General features: G+C 68.7%; 18 protein-coding genes. 13 read left to right on the top strand and 5 right to left on the bottom strand.

What is annotated here, in order from left to right; translation table 11 throughout:
- Positions 1–315 precede the first annotated feature (315 nt).
- The 4 genes from recR to truA all read left to right on the top strand — a co-directional run bounded on the left by recR (position 316) and on the right by truA (position 3,250).
- Positions 316–921 (top strand): recombination mediator RecR, encoded by a 606-nt coding sequence (gene recR / locus AC3IF3_RS17375; RefSeq protein ID WP_243969711.1) that lies wholly within the window; start codon positions 316–318, stop codon positions 919–921.
- Positions 922–1,036: 115 nt separating this feature from the next.
- The gene (gene def / locus AC3IF3_RS17370) at positions 1,037–1,552 is read left to right on the top strand and encodes a peptide deformylase (RefSeq protein WP_243969709.1); all 516 of its coding nucleotides are present in this window, start codon (positions 1,037–1,039) and stop codon (positions 1,550–1,552) included.
- 7 nt (positions 1,553–1,559) lie between these two features.
- Positions 1,560–2,489, top strand: coding sequence for a methionyl-tRNA formyltransferase (fmt, locus tag AC3IF3_RS17365; RefSeq protein ID WP_489229667.1), 930 nt, complete (start codon positions 1,560–1,562; stop codon positions 2,487–2,489).
- Positions 2,489–3,250, top strand: coding sequence for a tRNA pseudouridine(38-40) synthase TruA (truA, locus tag AC3IF3_RS17360; RefSeq protein ID WP_489229666.1), 762 nt, complete (start codon positions 2,489–2,491; stop codon positions 3,248–3,250). Before fmt ends, truA begins: the two co-directional genes overlap by 1 nt.
- On the opposite strand, the gene dapE is transcribed toward truA, so the two are convergent.
- The 3 genes from dapE to AC3IF3_RS17345 all read right to left on the bottom strand — a co-directional run bounded on the left by dapE (position 3,232) and on the right by AC3IF3_RS17345 (position 8,114).
- A complete protein-coding gene (dapE, locus tag AC3IF3_RS17355; protein ID WP_489229665.1) occupies positions 3,232–4,410 on the bottom strand; it encodes a succinyl-diaminopimelate desuccinylase in 1,179 nt (392 codons plus the stop codon). The two genes, truA and dapE, sit on opposite strands and share 19 nt — an antisense overlap.
- Positions 4,411–4,491: 81 nt before the next feature.
- Entirely contained in the window at positions 4,492–6,837 is a 2,346-nt protein-coding gene (locus tag AC3IF3_RS17350) for an amylo-alpha-1,6-glucosidase (protein ID WP_489229664.1), read from the bottom strand.
- Positions 6,838–6,983: 146 nt separating this feature from the next.
- Positions 6,984–8,114 (bottom strand): glycosyltransferase family 4 protein, encoded by a 1,131-nt coding sequence (locus AC3IF3_RS17345; protein WP_489217421.1) that lies wholly within the window; start codon positions 8,112–8,114, stop codon positions 6,984–6,986.
- 411 nt (positions 8,115–8,525) lie between these two features.
- Here AC3IF3_RS17345 and rpmI point away from each other — a divergent pair, with 411 nt between their 5' ends.
- The 7 genes from rpmI to AC3IF3_RS17310 all read left to right on the top strand — a co-directional run bounded on the left by rpmI (position 8,526) and on the right by AC3IF3_RS17310 (position 14,543).
- Positions 8,526–8,729, top strand: coding sequence for a 50S ribosomal protein L35 (gene rpmI / locus AC3IF3_RS17340; protein WP_007561407.1), 204 nt, complete (start codon positions 8,526–8,528; stop codon positions 8,727–8,729).
- 50 nt (positions 8,730–8,779) lie between these two features.
- Positions 8,780–9,157, top strand: a complete 378-nt coding sequence (gene rplT, locus AC3IF3_RS17335) for a 50S ribosomal protein L20 (RefSeq protein WP_160534568.1) — start codon at positions 8,780–8,782, stop codon at positions 9,155–9,157.
- Between the two features lie 154 nt (positions 9,158–9,311).
- Positions 9,312–10,394, top strand: coding sequence for a phenylalanine--tRNA ligase subunit alpha (pheS, locus tag AC3IF3_RS17330; RefSeq protein WP_489229663.1), 1,083 nt, complete (start codon positions 9,312–9,314; stop codon positions 10,392–10,394).
- A 34-nt stretch (positions 10,395–10,428) separates the two neighbouring features.
- On the top strand, positions 10,429–10,728 hold the full coding sequence (locus tag AC3IF3_RS17325) for a hypothetical protein (protein WP_489229662.1): 300 nt from the start codon (positions 10,429–10,431) through the stop codon (positions 10,726–10,728).
- Entirely contained in the window at positions 10,728–11,207 is a 480-nt protein-coding gene (locus AC3IF3_RS17320) for a hypothetical protein (RefSeq protein ID WP_489229661.1), read from the top strand. Before AC3IF3_RS17325 ends, AC3IF3_RS17320 begins: the two co-directional genes overlap by 1 nt.
- A 23-nt stretch (positions 11,208–11,230) precedes the next feature.
- On the top strand, positions 11,231–13,651 hold the full coding sequence (gene pheT / locus AC3IF3_RS17315) for a phenylalanine--tRNA ligase subunit beta (RefSeq protein ID WP_489229660.1): 2,421 nt from the start codon (positions 11,231–11,233) through the stop codon (positions 13,649–13,651).
- A 10-nt stretch (positions 13,652–13,661) separates the two neighbouring features.
- Positions 13,662–14,543, top strand: a complete 882-nt coding sequence (locus AC3IF3_RS17310) for a DUF1186 domain-containing protein (RefSeq protein WP_489217416.1) — start codon at positions 13,662–13,664, stop codon at positions 14,541–14,543.
- On the opposite strand, the gene AC3IF3_RS17305 is transcribed toward AC3IF3_RS17310, so the two are convergent.
- Both AC3IF3_RS17305 and infC read right to left on the bottom strand, forming a co-directional pair.
- Entirely contained in the window at positions 14,532–15,317 is a 786-nt protein-coding gene (locus AC3IF3_RS17305; protein ID WP_489231323.1) for a HesA/MoeB/ThiF family protein, read from the bottom strand. The two genes, AC3IF3_RS17310 and AC3IF3_RS17305, sit on opposite strands and share 12 nt — an antisense overlap.
- Positions 15,318–15,415: 98 nt before the next feature.
- The gene (infC, locus tag AC3IF3_RS17300) at positions 15,416–15,937 is read right to left on the bottom strand and encodes a translation initiation factor IF-3 (RefSeq protein ID WP_243969688.1); all 522 of its coding nucleotides are present in this window, start codon (positions 15,935–15,937) and stop codon (positions 15,416–15,418) included.
- 271 nt (positions 15,938–16,208) lie between these two features.
- On the opposite strand from infC, the gene AC3IF3_RS17295 reads away from it, so the two are divergent.
- A complete protein-coding gene (locus AC3IF3_RS17295) occupies positions 16,209–16,640 on the top strand; it encodes a MerR family transcriptional regulator (RefSeq protein WP_489229659.1) in 432 nt (143 codons plus the stop codon).
- On the top strand, positions 16,570–16,986 hold the full coding sequence (locus AC3IF3_RS17290; protein WP_489229658.1) for a carboxymuconolactone decarboxylase family protein: 417 nt from the start codon (positions 16,570–16,572) through the stop codon (positions 16,984–16,986). The genes AC3IF3_RS17295 and AC3IF3_RS17290 overlap by 71 nt, the downstream gene beginning before the upstream one ends.
- Positions 16,987–16,994: the final 8 nt, after the last annotated feature.

Genomic DNA, 16,994 nt, shown 5'->3' with positions numbered 1-16,994 from the left:
GGTCGCTTCCCGTCTCTCCACTGAGTAGGCGGCGAAGCTTCGCTGTCATTATGGGCTTCATCTGCGGCCCGCAACGTGTCGGACCTGGCTCGATCACAGTTGCGGGCGCAGGAACCCCCGTCTGTAAGCAGTCACCCGCATCGACTTGCCGGCCCGAACGCGCGGATGCGCTCTGGAATACCCACATGCCAGGTCGCCGCTCGGGGTGGGCGCTCATGCACCCTTGCATGAGGGCCGGCGCGGGCTAAGCCCGTGCCGGACAACTTCCATGCGGCGCGCCCGATCCGCGCCTGTCGATACCCGCCGAGAGGCACGATGCCCCAAGCCGTCGCTGGCCCCGAAATCGAACGCCTGATCCAGCTCCTCGCCCGCATGCCCGGTCTCGGACCGCGCTCGGCCCGGCGCGCCGCGCTGCAGCTCATCAAGCGGCGCGACACGCTGCTCGGGCCGCTCGCCGACGCGATGCGGGTCGCGGCCGAGCGCATCGTCGTCTGCACCAGTTGCGGCAACGTCGATACGTCGGAGCCCTGCACGATCTGCCGGGACGCCGAGCGCGATCCCACGACCCTGGTGGTGGTGGAGGACGTCTCCGACCTCTGGGCGCTCGAACGCTCCGGAGCCGTCAAGGCCCGCTACCACGTGCTCGGTGGCGTCCTCTCGGCGCTCGACGGGGTGCGGCCGGAACACCTGAACCTCGCGAGCCTGGTGGAGCGCGTGGCCCGGCCCGAGGTCACGGAGGTCATCCTGGCGCTCAACGCCACCGTCGACGGTCAGACCACCGCCCATTACGTCACGGAATCGATCCGGCATTGCGACGCGAAGGTCACGCGCCTTGCCCACGGCGTCCCGGTCGGCGGCGAGCTGGATTATCTCGACGAGGGGACGCTGACGGCCGCGATCCGGAGCCGGACGGCATTCTAGCGGCGGCGCCGGCCGAACCGCCTGTCCCCGCGGCGGTATTTGACCGGTCTTCACCCGCATCCTATTCGACGCTCGGCCCGGATCCGACCCGGCGCTGTCCCTGCCGGTTTCCGAAATGACCATCCGCCCGCTCGTCATCCTCCCCGATCCCGTCCTGCGCCGCATCTCCGATCCGGTGGGTCCGATCACCGGCGAGATCCGGACCCTCGTGGCCGACATGTTCGAGACCATGTACGACGCGCCGGGCGTCGGGCTCGCGGCGATCCAGGTCGGGGTGGCGAGGCGCGTCGTGACCATCGACACGTCGAAGGAAGAGGGTGTCCGCAAACCGCAGGTGTTCATCGATCCCGCGATCGTCTGGTCCTCGGCGGAGATGCGCGTCTACGACGAGGGCTGCCTGTCGATCCCCGAATATTACGGCGAGGTCGAGCGGCCCGACCGGGTCCGCGTGCGGTTCCGCGGCCTCGATGGGGCCGAGCAGGAGATCGAGGCCGAGGGGCTGCTCGCCACCTGCATCCAGCACGAGATCGACCACCTCAACGGCGTTCTGTTCATCGACCATCTCTCGAAGCTGAAGCGGGACCGGGTGATCAAGAAGTTCACCAAAGCGGCCAAGCGCGACGCGGCCTGAGCCGGCCATGCGCGTCGTCTTCATGGGCACCCCGGACTTCGCCGTGCCGACGCTCGCGCGGCTCGCGCAGGACGGGCACACCGTCGTCGCCGTCTATACCCGCGCGCCCGCCAAGGCGGGCCGCGGCATGAGCCTGCGCCCCTCCCCGGTCCATACCCTGGCCGAGACGCTCGGCGTGCCGGTGCTCACGCCCGTCACCCTGCGCACGCCGGAGGCCGCGGCGGCGTTCGCCGCGCACCGGTCCGAGGTCGCGGTGGTGGTGGCCTACGGGATGCTGCTCCCGCAGGTTATTCTCGACGCGCCGACACACGGCTGCCTGAACCTGCACGGATCGCTGCTGCCGCGCTGGCGCGGGGCGGCGCCGATCCAGCGGGCCGTGATGGCGGGGGATGCCGAGAGCGGCGTCGGCGTGATGCGGATGGAGGCCGGGCTCGATACCGGGCCGGTCGCCCTGGAGGCGCGGCTCCCGATCACCTCCGGCATGACCGCCGGCGCGCTGCACGACGCGCTGATGCCGGTGGGCGCCGACCTGATGGCCCGGGCCCTCGTCCTCCTGGAACGGGGCCAGCTGACCTACACGCCGCAGCCGGACGACGGCGTGGTCTACGCGCACAAGATCACCAACGACGAGGCGCGGATCGACTGGACGCGTCCAGCCGATGAGGTCGCCAACCGGATCAATGGTCTCTCGCCGGCCCCGGGCGCGTTCTTCGAGGCCGATCTCGGCAAGGGATCAGAGCGGGTGAAGGTGCTCCGCGCCACTTCGACCGAGGGCGCGGGCGAACCCGGGACCCTGCGCGATCCCGATGGCACCGTCGCGTGCGGCGTCGGCGCAGTGCGGCTGCTGGAGCTGCGCCGGGCCGGGAAGGGCAACAGCGCCAGCGGGCCGGAGTTCGTCCGCGGCGCCCGCCTGGCGCCCGGCGCCCGCCTCGGCTGATGCCCCGCTATAAGCTCGTCATCGAGTATGACGGCGGCCCGTTCTGCGGCTGGCAGCGGCAGGCCGAGGATCCCACGGTCCAGGGAGCGATCGAGGCCGCGATCCTGCGCTTCTCCGGGGAGCAGGGCCGGCTCACCTGCGCCGGCCGGACCGATGCCGGCGTGCACGCGATCCACCAAGTGGCCCATCTCGACCTCGCCAAGGACTGGCGGACCGACACGGTCCGCGACGCGCTCAACGCCCATCTGCGGCCGCAGCCGGTGGCGATCCTCGCGGCCGAGCGGGTTCCGGACGGCTTCGACGCCCGCCATTCGGCGATCCGACGGCACTATCGCTACCGGATCCTGAACCGGCGCAGTCCCGCGGCCCTCACCCGGTCCCAGGTCTGGCACGTGCCCTGGCCCCTCGACGCCGATCTCATGCACGCGGCAGCCCAGCGCCTCGTCGGCCATCACGACTTCTCGGCCTTCCGCGCCGCCGAGTGCCAGGCCAACAGCCCGATCCGCACACTGGAGCAGCTCGATGTCGTCCGCGGGCCGATGGCGCTGCACGACGAGATCGTAGTCGCGACCTCGGCGCGCTCCTTCCTGCACCATCAGGTCCGGGCGATGGTCGGAACGCTGATGCTCGTGGGCTGCGGGCGGCTCTCGGCCGACGACGTGGCCGACATCCTCGCCTCCGGCGAGAAGCGCCGGTGCGGGCCGCTGGCGCCGGCCGCCGGACTGACCTTCGTGGGTGTGGATTACGAGATCGGGAAATAGGCCTCCAGCACCCGCCCGTAGATCGCCGTCAGCCGCTCCAGATCGGCGACCGCCACGCACTCGTCGGCCTGGTGCATCGTCTCGCCGACGAGGCCGAACTCGATCACCGGGCAGGCATCCTTGATGAAGCGGGCATCCGACGTGCCCCCCGTGGTCGACAGCGCGGGCGTCAGGCCGGTCTCCGCCCGGATCGCCTCGGAGACGAGGGTCACGAAGGAATCCGGCCGGGTGAGGAAGGCCGGCGCGTTCGAGGGCTGAAGGTCGAGGCTGAAGCGGACCGCATTCCCGGCCGCCTGCTCCAGGCGCCTGCGTATCTCAGCGCCCAGGCTCTCCGCCGTCCAGTCGTCGTTGAAGCGCACGTTGAACGTCGCCCGCGCGGTCGCAGGGATCACGTTGGTGGCGGGATTGCCCACGTCGAGGGTGGTGAATTCGAGGTTCGAGGCATCGAAATGCGCCGTCCCCCCGTCCAGGGGTTCGGCGATCAGCGCCGAGGCGAGGCGGAGGAGGCCCGGTATCGGATTCTCGGCCTTGTGCGGATAGGCGACATGCCCCTGCCGGCCGAGCACCACGAGCTTGCCGGTGAGCGAGCCGCGGCGGCCGATCTTGATCATCTCGCCGAGCCGGCCCGGATTGGTCGGCTCGCCGAGCAGGCAATGGTCGAAGCGCTCGCCCCGGTCGCGCGCCCAATCGAGCAGCTTGACGGTGCCGTTGACCGCCGGCCCCTCCTCGTCGCCGGTGATCAGGAAGGCGATGGAGCCGGCAAAGTCGGGTCCGCGGCGCTCCAGGAGGGCCAGCGCCGCCGCGAGCATGCAGGCGATGCCGCCCTTCATGTCGGCGGCGCCCCGTCCGTACAGCATGCCGTCGGCCACCGCCCCGTCGAACGGGCCGTGGCGCCAGGGGACATCGCCCGCCGGGACCACATCGGTGTGGCCGGCAAAGACCAGGCACGGGCCGCCCCGGCCGATCCGCGCATAGAGGTTCGGCGTGTCGGGATAACCCGGCTCACCGAAGACCGGCCGCTCAATCGCGAAGCCCGCGGGCCGGAGCGCGTCGGCGACCACGTCGAGGGCACCGCGATCCTCCGGGGTCACGGAGGGGCAGCGGATCAGGGCCTGCGCGAGGCGCAACGCGGCGTGCGGGGCGTCGTGATCAGCCGGCATGGACCCGTCCTCGGCGGCCGAGAATGCCGCGCGGACCGCTTACCCCGAAGCGGGCCGCGCCGGGAATCCCGGGCGGAACTCCTACTTGGTGACGACCACATGTGCATCGCCGTGGCGGCGCTGCACCGAGACGGTGACGTCGTCGTCGTAGCGCTGGAACCGCAAGTCGAGGCGTGAGTCCCCGAGCCTGACGTTGAAGAGCGTCACGCCGTCGAGGAAGGCCGGGAGGATCGGGTTCTTCAGCCCGACGCGGTTGCGCGCGTGGTCGAGTTCCAGGCCGAGGCAGGCGGCCAGGAACGCGAAGGGCGCGGCGGCCGCCCAAGCCTGCGGGCTGCAGGCGACGGGGTAGGCCACGGGTCCGCGCTGCTTGCGGCGCATGAAACCGCAGAACAGTTCCGGCAGGCGCTTCTGATCCTGATAGAGCGAGGTGTCGAACATCCCCTGGAAGATGCGCGCGGCCTCGTGCTTGCGGTCGTAGCGCGCCAGACCCATCGCGATCAGAGCGTTGTCGTGCGGCCAGATCGAGCCGTTGTGGTACGACATCGGGTTGTAGCGCGCCTCGCCCCTGGCGATGGTCCGCACGCCCCAGCCATTAAACCCATCCTTGCACAGCAGCGTCTCGGCGACCCGCGCCGCCCGCTCGGGCTTGGCGATGCCGGTGAACAGGGCGTGGCCGGCATTGGACGAGCGCACCGCGCATTGCGTCTTCGCCCCGTCGAGGGCGAGGGCGTAGGTACCGATCTCCTCGTTCCAGAACGCCGCGTCGAATGCCTCGCGCAACGCCGCCGCCTCCCGGGTCAGGCGCTCGGCCATCGGATCGTGCCCGAGCAGGGCCGCGAGCTTCGCCATGCCGTGCTTGGCCGCGTAGACGTAGCCCTGCACCTCGCACAGCGCGATCGGGCCCTTGGCGAGTTGCCCATCGGCGTGGAAGATCGAATCGTGGCTGTCCTTCCAGCCCTGGTTCTCGAGGCCCTTGTCGGTGTCGCGGGCGTATTCCACGAAGCCATCGCCGTCGCGGTCGCCGTAGCGGTCCATCCATTCGAGCGCGAGTTCGAGCGCCGGCCAGATCGACCGGACGGTCTCCAGGTCTCCGGTGACAGCGTAATACTCCCAGGCCAGCATCACGAATAGCGGCGTGCCGTCGATCGTGCCGTAATAGTGCCGGAACGGCACCTCCCCGAGCATCGCCATCTCACCGCGGCGTGTCTCGTGCAGCACCTTGCCTGGCTGGGCGTCGGCGGTGGGGTCCACGGCCTTGGCCTGGGTGGAGGCGAGATAGCGCAGGACGCCGCGAGCGAATTTCGGGTCGATCCACAGGGCCATCATCGCCGTGATGATGCCGTCGCGGCCGAACACCGTGGAGTACCAGGGGATGCCGGCGAACGGGTAGATCCCCTCCGGCGTGCGGCTCGCCAGCATGTAGAGATCGGCCGTGGCCCGGCACAGGCCCTCGTTGAACTGGTCGTTCGAGGTGATGATCGTGGTGATCCCTGCGGTGAGGGTGCGCAGGTCGCGGCGGGAATCCCGGTAGGCGCGGGCGAAGATCATGCCTTCGCCAAGGTCCTTCGGCTCCCGTCGGGCGCCGCCGGCATTGGCCGCCAGCGTCAGCTTGGCGGCCGCATCCTCACCGACCATGGTGTCGCTGGGCGGCTTGGTGAAGGCACGGTGGGCCTCGAACGTGACGCGGATGAACAGCGAGGTCTTGCCGCCCGGGGGCAGCGCCACCTCGAAGGCGACGCGGCCGGGCTCGATCAGGTCCGGCTTCGGGCCGAAATGCAGGCCTGTGGTCCGGACGATCTCGTCGAGCCCGACGTAGCGGAACTGGACTTCCCGGTCGCTCGCCACGAGGACGCCGCGCTTGCCGCGCTCCTTGCGGTCGGTGCCGCGGACCTCGAACAGGTCCCGGTAATCCGCGTCGAAGCTGACGGCGATGCGCAGGCGGCGATGCTTGGAATCGAAGGAGCGCAGGCCGATCCGGTCGTAGCAGGCCCCGCGGAACAGGAACTTGGTGCGCTCGATGGCGATCGTCTCGCGGGGGATCGCGGTCTCGTCATGGGCGTCGAGGCGGATGTCGGGCGTCGTCATGTCGACGCTGAGTGCGCCGTTGTCGTCCTGCATCACCGAGGAGAGCATCAACGGACGCTGCCCCTCCACCGTCAGTTCGAGACGGGACAGGTAGCGCGTATCCTGGAAATACAGGCCCTCCGGGCCGGGCTGGACGCCGATATCGCCGTAGGAATCCAGGACGCCGAACGCTTCGCCGAACTTCAACGACCGCAGGGGCCGTTCCACCAGGGAGGTCTGGGCCTCGATGTGATAGGGCGGGAGCACGTCGTCCGCGTCCTGGAAGCCCTGCGCCACGCGTCCGGCGCTCGCCGCCGTCCGAACCGTCGCATCGTGGGCTGCCGCGCTGTTGTCCGCCGCCATGCAGGGCATCTCCGGTGTCGTGAGGGTGTGAATCGAGAAGGCCGCCGCATCACTCCTGATGCGGCGGCCCTCGTTCACCTAACGGATGAGTCGCCTGAAAGATGCTAGGCCGGCCCGGGGGGAACCCGCAAGCCCGATGCCGCCAATCAGGCCGGCATCGCGGCGACCGCGATGGCCGGCCGCGCGGACCCGTTCACCTCAGCGTATTGCGGCCTGAACCCCGAGGTCGGCAGCTTGATCACGTCCGCACCGCGGGCGGCGAGCTCCTGGTAGGCGGCCACGTACTTGTTGACCATGCATTCGGCGGTGAAGTGACCCTCGAAGTGGCGACGCACGCCGGCGCGGCTCATGGCCTTTGCCTTGTCGACCGCCGCCACCGCCTCGTCCATCGAGGTGCAGAGCACACCGCTCACGCCGTCCTTGATCACCTCCGGAACAGACCCGTTGCGGAAGGCGATCACCGGCGTGCCGGCCGACATCGCCTCGATCATCACGAGGCCGAAGGGCTCCGGCCAGTCGATCGGGAAGGCGAGGGCCAGGGCGTTGCCGAGGAAGTCCTTCTTCTGCTCCTCGTTGATCTCGCCGATGAACTCGATCAGCGGGTGATGGATCATCGGCTCGATGACCTCGTCCCAGTAATCCTGGTCGGCCTTGTCGACTTTGGCGGCGATCTTGAGGGGTGTGCCGGAGCGGATCGCCATCTCGATGGCGCGATCGGGCCGCTTCTCGGGGGAAATCCGGCCCAGGAACGCGAGATAGCCGCCCTTGGCCTCGGGGTAGAACGGGCAGTTCTGGGCCGGGAGGCCGTGATGGATCGTCGCCAGCCAGTTCGAGGTCGGCGGCATCGGCAGACGCTGGTTGTCGGAGATCGACACCAGGGGCATCCCAGTGAAGGTCCGGTAAACCGGCATGAAATCCGGCACGTCGAGGCGACCGTGCATCGTCGTGAGGCACTTATGGTTCAAGTCCTCGAACATCGGATATTGCAACAGATCGATGTGGAAATGGAGGATATCGAATTCGTGGGCACGCCGGTGCACCTGATGCAGCATCGCCAGGTGGCTGGCGGTATGGTCTCGATAGCCGAGCAGGCGCAGGCCCTCGGGCGTGCAGGCGGCGAGCTTGGCGCCCGTCTGGGAGTCGCCACTGGCGAACAGCGTGACCTCATGGCCCTGGCGGACCAGTTCTTCCGTAATCCAGCTGACGACGCGCTCGGTGCCGCCGTAGAACTTCGGAGGAACGGCCTCCGACAACGGAGCGATCTGGGCAATGCGCACGAAGTGTCTCCTGAATGGCCGAATTTGACGGGGAGGCTAACCCTGCCGGCCTGAGCGGGACATGAATGAAACAGACGGCCAAGGTTATGGTTCCTGGCCGCCCGCCTGTCGCCTCCTCTTTTGTGCGGTGCGGGCGCTGTCCCCGCATTCCCCGAATCACGAGGACGAAAACCGATCTCCGCACGTGGCGGGCGCCCGCGCGCCCAGGGTGCGCGTGGCCGCCCGCTCCGCTCCGCTGCTGAGACGTTGCCGACGCGTCGGCTTTCTGTCATAAGCCGCCCCGCGTCGAACCGCCCGGCCGATTAGGGCTGCCGTGGCGGCTCGTGCTGCTCCACCAGAAGCATCAACGCGCGATCCTCATCCGACCCTCACGGGTCGGCCCCGGGGAATTTTTGCGCAACGGAGAGCCAAATGCCCAAGCTGAAGACCAAGTCGGGCGCGAAGAAGCGCTTCAAGATCACCGGCACCGGCAAGGTGATGTACGCCCAGGCCGGCAAGCGCCACGGGATGATCAAGCGGACGACCAAGCAGATCCGCAACCTGCGCGGCACCACGACCCTGTTCGAGGGCGATGCCGCCAACGTGAAGAAGTACTTCCTGCCGAACGCGCGGTAAGTCTTCGATACAAGTTGCCACTGTCTTTCGTCGAAACCAGGAGATAACCGATGGCCCGCGTCAAGCGCGGCGTGACCAGTCACGCGAAGCACAAGAAAGTTCTGAAGGCCGCCAAGGGCTATTATGGCCGGCGCAAGAATACCATCCGCATCGCCAAGCAGGCGGTCGAGAAGGGCATGCAGTATGCCTACCGTGACCGCAAGAACAAGAAGCGCACGTTCCGCGCCCTCTGGATCCAGCGCCTCAACGCGGCAGTCCGCGAGCACGGCCTGACCTATTCGCGCTTCATCGACGGCCTGGCGAAGTCCGGAATCATCGTCGACCGCAAGGCGCTGTCGGAACTCGCGATCCACGAGCCGGCGAGCTTTGCCGCCGTCGTCGAGAAGGCGAAGGCCGCGCTGCCGCAGACCACCGCCAAGGCCGCCTGATCCAGGCCCGGGGCGAGACGGACGGAAGGCGCGGTTCCCCCGGGGGCCGCGCCTTCGTCGTTTGTGTGGTCCCGCCCCGCGCTTGCGCCCGGGCGCGCAACGCGCGAGAGCACGCCGCGACGGCAGACTCCGCCAACCCTGCTCGAAGACAGCAATGACCGATCTCGACACCCTCGAACGCGACCTCCTGGCCCAGGTGAGCGCGGCGTCCGACGAGGCCGCCCTCGACGCGGTTCGCGTCGCGGCACTCGGCAAGAAGGGCAGCGTCTCGGAACTGCTGAAGACCCTCGGTGCCATGACGCCCGAGGAACGCAAGGCGCGCGGCCCCCTGATCAACGGCCTGCGCGACCGGGTGCAGGCCGCCGTCACGGCGCGCAGGGCGGCACTGGCGGAGGCGGCCCTGGAGGCGCGCCTCGCCTCCGAGCGGATCGACGTGACCCTGCCGGTCCGCGAGGCGCCGGAGGTGCGCGGCCGGATCCACCCGATCTCCCAGGTCATCGACGAGATCACCGCAATCTTCGCCGATATGGGATTCGCGGTGGCGGAGGGGCCCGATATCGAGACGGATGAGCTGAACTTCACGGCGCTCAACTTCCCGCCCGGCCATCCGGCCCGGGAGATGCACGACACCTTCTTCCTGGCCCCGGACGCCGCGGGCAAGCGCAAGGTCCTGCGCACCCACACCTCCCCGGTGCAGATCCGGACGATGCGGTCGCAGACGCCGCCGATCCGGGTGATCATCCCGGGCCGGACCTACCGGCACGATTCCGACCAGACCCACACCCCGATGTTCCATCAGGTCGAGGGGCTGGTGATCGACACCAGCGCCAACATCGCCAACCTGAAATGGGTGCTGGAGGAGTTCTGCAAAGCGTTCTTCGAAGTCGACAGCGTGAAGATGCGCTTCCGGCCGTCGTTCTTTCCCTTCACCGAGCCGTCTGCCGAGGTCGACATCCAGTGCTCCCGCAAGGGCGGCGAGATCCGCTTCGGCGAGGGCGAGGATTGGCTCGAGATCCTGGGCTGCGGGATGGTCCATCCGAACGTGCTGCGCAATTGCGGCCTCGATCCGGATGCCGTGCAGGGTTTCGCCTTCGGCGTCGGCCTCGACCGCATCGCCATGCTCAAATACGGCATGCCGGACCTGCGCCCGTTCTTCGACGCGGATGTCCGCTGGCTCGACCATTACGGATTCAGGCCGCTCGACGTGCCGAGTCTGGTCGGCGGGCTGACGGGGTAAGCTACAAGATACGCTCCGGTCCGGGAGACAACCGATGCTGAAGGACACCGACGTCCGGTCCGTCGCTAACGAGATCTTCTCGCGCGCCCTCGGGCCGGACCGCTTCGATCACCTCGATGTAGAAGTCGGCTCCGACCATTACGGTGATCCGTCCTTGTTCGTGGCGTTATACTTCCGTCCGGGCGTCGATCCGCGCGATGTCACCGACATATCGAATGCGCATGCTGATCTGCGACGGCGCCTTCTCGATCTCGACGAGGAGCGCTTTCCCTATCTGCGCAAACATTTCGCCAACGACGAAATCCTCGGAGATGACGGGCTGGAAGCGATCTGATGGCGCGTTCGAGGAACACGCTGGTAGCGGATCTGCTCGAAGTCGCCGATACGCTGGCCGCTCAGAAGGGTCGGCAGAATCTGCGCAAGGCTGCGATGCGCCGAGCGGTGAGCAGTGCCTATTATGCGGCGTTTCACGAACTTTGCTATGTCTGCGCGGATCAGATCGGCGTGTGGACCAAGGGGAACGATCTCCGCGATCCGGTCTATCGTATGCTTGACCATGGGATCGCGCGCTCGCGCCTGACGGGCAAGGAAGCAGCTGCGATCTCGTCCGACATCCTTCGGATCGGTACGCTCTTCAAGGATCTTCAGGAAGCGCGACACAGCGCCGACTACAAATCTTCTGCCATGACGGTCAGCGAGGACTGGACGCTCACGCAGATCGCGGAGGCCCGGCGGATCGTCGAACTTATCGAAACGCTCACACCGGAAGACCGATTGAAACTTGCGATCCTTCTCATCGTGAAGGCGCGCTGACGCATGCAACAAGAACAGACACCATGAAATTCACCCTCTCCTGGCTCAAGGATCACCTCGACACCGAGGCGTCCCTCGACACCATCGCCGAGACGCTGACGCGCATCGGGCTCGAGGTGGAGGGGCTCGACGACAAGGCGGCCGCGCTGAAGCCCTACGTCGTGGCGAAGATCCTCACGGCCGAGCAGCACCCCAATGCCGACCGGCTGCGGGTCTGCGCCGTGGATGCGGGCGCCGGCGCTCCCGTGCAGGTGGTCTGCGGCGCGCCGAACGCCCGCGCCGGCCTCGTCTCGGTCTTCGCGCCGCCGGGCACCTACGTGCCGGGCAAGAACATCACCCTGTCGGTGGGCACGATCCGCGGCGTCGAGAGTCACGGCATGCTCTGTTCGGGGGCCGAACTCGGGCTGGGTGAGGATCATGACGGCATCCTGGAACTCCCCGCCGACGCGCCGGTGGGCCAGGGTTACGCCCTCTATGCCGGCCTCGACGATCCGGTGATCGAGATCAACCTGACGCCGAACCGGCCGGACTGCACCTCGGTCCACGGCATCGCCCGCGACCTCGCCGCCGCGGGGATCGGCACGCTCAAGCGCAAGACCCTGCCCGCGCTGCGCGGTGAAGGCCCCTGCCCGGTGGAGGTCGAACTGGCCTTCGAGCCGGCCGACCGGCATCTGTGCTCCCTCTTCGCCCTGCGGCTGGTGCGCGGCGTGAAGAACGGCCCCTCGCCCGCCTGGATGCAGGCGCGGCTGCGGGCGATCGGGCTGCGCCCGATCAACGCGCTCGTTGACATCACCAACTACATCACCTTCGACCGCGGCCGGCCGCTGCACGTCTTCGACGCCGCCAAGGTGTCGGGTGCCCTGACGGTGCGCCGGGCCCGCGAGGGGGAAAGCCTGCGCGCCCTCGACGGCCGCACCCACGCCCTCACCGGCGAGACCGTGGTGATCGCCGACCGGCGCGGCGTGGAATCGATCGCGGGCATCATGGGCGGCCAGGACTCGGGCTGCGACGAGACCACCACGGACGTGCTGATCGAATCGGCGCTTTGGGATCCGGCCAACATCGCGCAGTCGGGCCGGCGCCTGGGAATCATCACTGACGCCCGCTACCGGTTCGAGCGCGGCGTCGATCCGGCCTCCACCCTGCCCGGGCTCGATCTGGCGACCCGCCTCGTGGTGGATCTGTGCGGCGGTACGCCGAGTGAGGCGCGGGTCGCCGGCGAGGCGCCCGAATCCGAGAGGATCATCGATTTCCCCTGGACCGAGGTCCGCCGCCTCGCCGGCCTCGATGTGCCGCGCACCGAGGCGAAGCTGATTTTGGAGACGCTGGGCTTCCACGTCTCCGGCACCGGCGACCGGGTGAAGGTTCTCACCCCGTCCTGGCGTCCGGACGTGGAGGGCAAGGCGGATCTAGTCGAAGAGATCGTGCGGATCGCCGGGCTCGACCGGATCGTGCCGAAGCCCCTGCCACGTCTCGCCGGAGTCGGCGGATCGCTTCTCACCGTGATGCAGAAGCGCACGCGGACCGCCAAGCGTGCTCTGGCGAGCCGCGGCTTGATGGAGGCCGTGACCTGGTCCTTCGTCCCGCACACCGATGCCGTGCTGTTCGGCGGCGGCGGTGCCGATCTGGCGCTGGCCAATCCCATTGCCTCGGAACTGTCGGACATGCGCCCTAGCCTGCTGCCCGGCCTGCTCCGCGCGGCGCAGCGCAACGCCGACCGCGGCCACCCGGATGCCGCTTTGTTCGAAGTCGGTCAGTGCTTCGCCTCCGATGAGCCGGAGGGTCAGACGATCCGCGCCGCGGCGGTCCGCCGGGGCAGTGCCACCCTGCAGGGCGCCGGGCGCCACTGGGACGGATCGGCCAAGACGGTGGATGCCTTCGACGCCAAGGCCGACGCCCTGGCGCTGCTCGGCAGCCTCGGCGTGCCCACGGGCGGACTCCAGGTCACCGCCGGGGGACCGTCCTGGCTGCATCCCGGCCGCTCCGGGACGCTTCGCTTCGGCCCCAAGACCGAGATCGGCTGGTTCGGCGAGGTGCATCCGCGGACGCTGCAGGAACTCGACCTCAAGGGCAGCCTCGTGACCTTCGAGATCGTCCTGGACGCGCTGCCCCCGCCCAAGCACAGGCCGACCAAGACCAAGCCCGCTCTGGTGCTGTCCGAGTTCCAGCCCCTGTCGCGGGACTTCGCCTTCGTGGTCGGCCGCGACGTGCCCGCCGGCGACATCGTCAAGGCCGCCCAGGGCGCAGAGCGCAAGCTGGTCACCGGGGTCGACGTGTTCGACCTCTACGAGGGCCCGGGCGTCCCGGCGGGATCGAAATCCGTGGCCCTCGCGGTGCGTCTGCAGCCCGTGGAACGGACCTTGACCGATGCCGAGATCGAGGCGGTGAGCGCGAAGATCGTGGCCGAGGTCGTGCGCCGGACCGGCGCCACGCTCCGGAGCTGAGGAGCGCCGGATGGATCGGATCGCCCTGCTCATCGCGGATCTCGCGGCGGCCGAACACCGGCCGACCGCGGCGCTGCGGGAAGCCCTGACTCATCCGGAGGCGGTCGCCGAGGCGACTTTGCCGTTGCTCGAGGCGGCAGCCGATGAACGCGAACTCACCCCGGAGGAGACCAACCTCGTCTTCTGGGGCCTGCACGTCATGGCCCAGGCCCGGGACGTGCGCGCCCTCGGACCCCTCCTGCGCCTGCTGCGCCAGGACGAGGAAAGCCTCGACGCGGTGCTCGGCGACGCCCTCACGGCGACCCTGGCGAAGGTCCTGACAAGCCTGTTCGATGGCGATCCCGCGCCGCTGTTCCGCCTGATCCTCGACAGCACCGTCGATGATTACGCCCGGATGGCGCTCCTCTCGGCCTGCACCTTCCTGACACTGGAAGGTCGGATCGACCGCGCCGCAATGCACAACCTCTTGGTCCGCTTCGACGACGCCCAGGCGGCCGTCGAAGCGGCGCCGGTCTGGGTCGGCTGGGAGGAGACGATCGCGCATCTCGGCTTCCGGGACCTCGCACCCCGGGTCGCGGCAGCCCGCGCGGACGGACGTATCACCGACGAAGTCAGTGACGCCGACTGGTTCAAGGAGGCCCTGCGCAAGGCCGAGGCAAAGCCCCAGGACCGGGACCGGCTGGGCCCTTACCAGTACGGTTATCTGGACGATGCGATCGAAGCGCTCGACTGGACCGTCGAGGGGGCGGGAGAACCGCAGCGCAACCCGTTCAAGGATGTCGGGCGCAACGATCCGTGCCCCTGCGGCTCGGGCAAGAAGTTCAAGAAATGCTGCCTCGGCAAGGAGGAGGCCGAAGGGCCCTGGATGCCGCCGGGGCCGTTATTCGGCTGAACGACCCGTACCGCTGAGCGGATTGTCCGGATCCCAGCCGTAGCGCAGGGTCTCGAACCGCATGGAGCGGGCATCGACCATCAGCAGACGCCCGACCAGCGGTTCGCCGAACCCCGCCACGGCCCGGATCACCTCCATGGCCATCAGCGAACCCATGACCCCGGCGAGCGCGCCCAGAACCCCGGCCTCGGCGCAGGCGGGCACGCTGCCGGGCGGTGGCGGGTTTGGAAACAGGCAGCGATAGGTCGGGTTCGGTGTCCCGTCGGGGCCGGTCTCGTGTGCCCGGATGGTGGTGAGCGTGCCGTCGAACCGGCCGAGCGCCGCCGTGACAAGCGGGCGCCCTGCCTGGAAGCAGGCATTCGAGACGGCGTAGCGGGTGGCGAAATTGTCGGACCCGTCGGCGACGAGGTCGTAGCCGGCGATCAGCTCGACGGCGTTGTCCGGCCCGATGCGAAGCGGGTGCGGCACGACCGTCACGTGCGGGTTGAGCCGTGCGACCGCATCGGCAGCGCTCTGGACCTTCGGCCGGCCGAGATCCGGCGTGCCGTGGATCACCTGCCGCTGGAGGTTCGACAGCGAGACCGTGTCGTCGTCGACGATGCCGATCGTGCCGATGCCGGCGGCGGCGAGGTATTGGATCAGCGGTGCGCCGAGCCCTCCGGCCCCGATGACCAACACCCGGGCTGCCTTCAGGCGCCCCTGGCCGGGCCCACCGACCTCGGCCAGGACGAGGTGACGGGCGTAGCGTTCGATTTCGTCGGGAGCCAGGGCCATGGGCAGGAGATAGGCGGTCGCGTCGCCCCACGGAAGCGCCACATGAAAACGCCGCCCCGGTCAGGAGGCGGCGCTGGGCATCGGTATTTGCGGACGAATCAGCGCGGTGCCAGGATCATGATCATCTGGCGGCCTTCGAGCATCGGCTCGCTCTCGACCTTGGCGATCTCGGCCGTCTCGTTCTTGACGCGCTCCAGGAGGCGCAGGCCGATATCCTGGTGAGCCATCTCACGGCCACGGAAGCGCAGGGTCACCTTGACCTTGTCGCCCTCCTCGAAGAAGCGGTGCACCGACTTCATCTTGGTGTCGTAGTCGTGCTTGTCGATGCCGGGGCGGAGCTTGATCTCCTTGACCTCGACCGTCTTCTGCCGCTTGCGGGCCTCATTCTGCTTCTTCTGCTCGTTGAAGCGGAAGCGCCCGTAATCGAGCAGCTTGCAGACGGGCGGCACGGAGTTCGGCGCGATCTCCACGAGATCGAGGCCTGCCTCCTCGGCGAGCGTCAGGGCATCGAAGAAGGCGACGACGCCACGGTTCTGCCCGGTATCGTCGATCAGCTGCACTTCCCGCACCCCGCGAATATCGCGGTTGGCGCGCGGCCCGTCCTTCTGCGGGGCCGGCATGGCTCTCATCGGTCTACGAATGGCTTCGGTCTCCTGCTGCAACGACGAAACAGCGGACCGGACGACCCAATCCGAGGATCTCCCGACCGCCAGCCGCTCCGGTTCCGCCCGGACACTACGTTGGCGGAAGCACGGCCAGAGTCAACGGCCGACCGGCACGGCACGCGAAATAATCGCCCGGGCGCCGGCCCGATCCGCAGAGTGGGCGCCCTTGACTTGGAGTGCGCTCGAAGCGGTACCTGTTCCGGCGTCGTCACGAGACCAGGCGTCCATGAAGATCGGGGATCTCGCCAAGCGGTCCGGTCTGTCGGCCCATACGCTCCGCTACTACGCGCGAATCGGCCTGCTGCCCTACGCCGACCGGGACCGGTCCGGACGGCGAGACTACGACGCATCGATCCTGACCTGGATCGCCTTCCTCGGCCGCCTGAAAGCAACCGGGATGCCGATCAGCGAGATGCTGCGCTACGCGACGTTGCGGGCGCAGGGCGATCTCACCGGCCCGGCACGCCGGACGCTGCTCGAACGGCATCGCGAACAGGTCCGGCACCGGATCGACGCGTTCCAGGCCTGCCTTCTCGTCCTCGACTCCAAGATCGCCGGATATGCCGGCACCGACACGGAGACGCAGGATGACGCACACCCAACCCGCCCCCGACGAGAGCCGCTACGACCGCGGGCAGCAGGCCCTCGCCCAGATTGACGGACAGGCCGGCGCACAGGTCGTCGCGTCGCTGGCCGACATCGCCCCGGACTTCCCCCGCTACCTGATCGAGTTCCCGTTCGGCGACATCTACTCCCGCCCCGGCCTCGATCTGCGCAGCCGCGAGATCGCCACCATTGCAGCGCTGGCAGCCCTCGGCAACGCGGCGCCGCAGCTCAAGGTGCATATCGCGGCCGGCCTCAATGTCGGGCTGACCCGCGCCGAGATCGTCGAGATCCTGATGCAGATGGCGGTCTATGCCGGCTTCCCGGCGGCCCTGAACGGATTGTTCGCCGCCCGGGAGGTGTTCGCGGCCGATCCGAAGACCACCGACGCGCCGGAATGAGGCCCGTC

It is taken from the genome of Methylobacterium sp. J-118 (genome assembly GCF_057836565.1).
Note: the sequence above shows the minus strand (reverse complement) of the source record. Positions and strands in the feature narration are given on the sequence as shown.

What these genes read in the sequence shown, in the direction of transcription:
- recR (WP_243969711.1), top strand. Translation starts at nt 316, where the DNA reads ATGCCCCAAGCCGTCGCTGGCCCCGAAATCGAACGCCTGATCCAGCTC.
- def (WP_243969709.1), top strand. Translation starts at nt 1,037, where the DNA reads ATGACCATCCGCCCGCTCGTCATCCTCCCCGATCCCGTCCTGCGCCGC.
- fmt (WP_489229667.1), top strand. Translation starts at nt 1,560, where the DNA reads ATGCGCGTCGTCTTCATGGGCACCCCGGACTTCGCCGTGCCGACGCTC.
- truA (WP_489229666.1), top strand. Translation starts at nt 2,489, where the DNA reads ATGCCCCGCTATAAGCTCGTCATCGAGTATGACGGCGGCCCGTTCTGC.
- dapE (WP_489229665.1), bottom strand. Translation starts at nt 4,410, where the DNA reads ATGCCGGCTGATCACGACGCCCCGCACGCCGCGTTGCGCCTCGCGCAG.
- AC3IF3_RS17350 (WP_489229664.1), bottom strand. Translation starts at nt 6,837, where the DNA reads ATGGCGGCGGACAACAGCGCGGCAGCCCACGATGCGACGGTTCGGACG.
- rpmI (WP_007561407.1), top strand. Translation starts at nt 8,526, where the DNA reads ATGCCCAAGCTGAAGACCAAGTCGGGCGCGAAGAAGCGCTTCAAGATC.
- rplT (WP_160534568.1), top strand. Translation starts at nt 8,780, where the DNA reads ATGGCCCGCGTCAAGCGCGGCGTGACCAGTCACGCGAAGCACAAGAAA.
- pheS (WP_489229663.1), top strand. Translation starts at nt 9,312, where the DNA reads ATGACCGATCTCGACACCCTCGAACGCGACCTCCTGGCCCAGGTGAGC.
- AC3IF3_RS17325 (WP_489229662.1), top strand. Translation starts at nt 10,429, where the DNA reads ATGCTGAAGGACACCGACGTCCGGTCCGTCGCTAACGAGATCTTCTCG.
- AC3IF3_RS17320 (WP_489229661.1), top strand. Translation starts at nt 10,728, where the DNA reads ATGGCGCGTTCGAGGAACACGCTGGTAGCGGATCTGCTCGAAGTCGCC.
- pheT (WP_489229660.1), top strand. Translation starts at nt 11,231, where the DNA reads ATGAAATTCACCCTCTCCTGGCTCAAGGATCACCTCGACACCGAGGCG.
- AC3IF3_RS17310 (WP_489217416.1), top strand. Translation starts at nt 13,662, where the DNA reads ATGGATCGGATCGCCCTGCTCATCGCGGATCTCGCGGCGGCCGAACAC.
- AC3IF3_RS17305 (WP_489231323.1), bottom strand. Translation starts at nt 15,317, where the DNA reads ATGGCCCTGGCTCCCGACGAAATCGAACGCTACGCCCGTCACCTCGTC.
- infC (WP_243969688.1), bottom strand. Translation starts at nt 15,937, where the DNA reads ATGCCGGCCCCGCAGAAGGACGGGCCGCGCGCCAACCGCGATATTCGC.
- AC3IF3_RS17295 (WP_489229659.1), top strand. Translation starts at nt 16,209, where the DNA reads ATGAAGATCGGGGATCTCGCCAAGCGGTCCGGTCTGTCGGCCCATACG.
- AC3IF3_RS17290 (WP_489229658.1), top strand. Translation starts at nt 16,570, where the DNA reads ATGACGCACACCCAACCCGCCCCCGACGAGAGCCGCTACGACCGCGGG.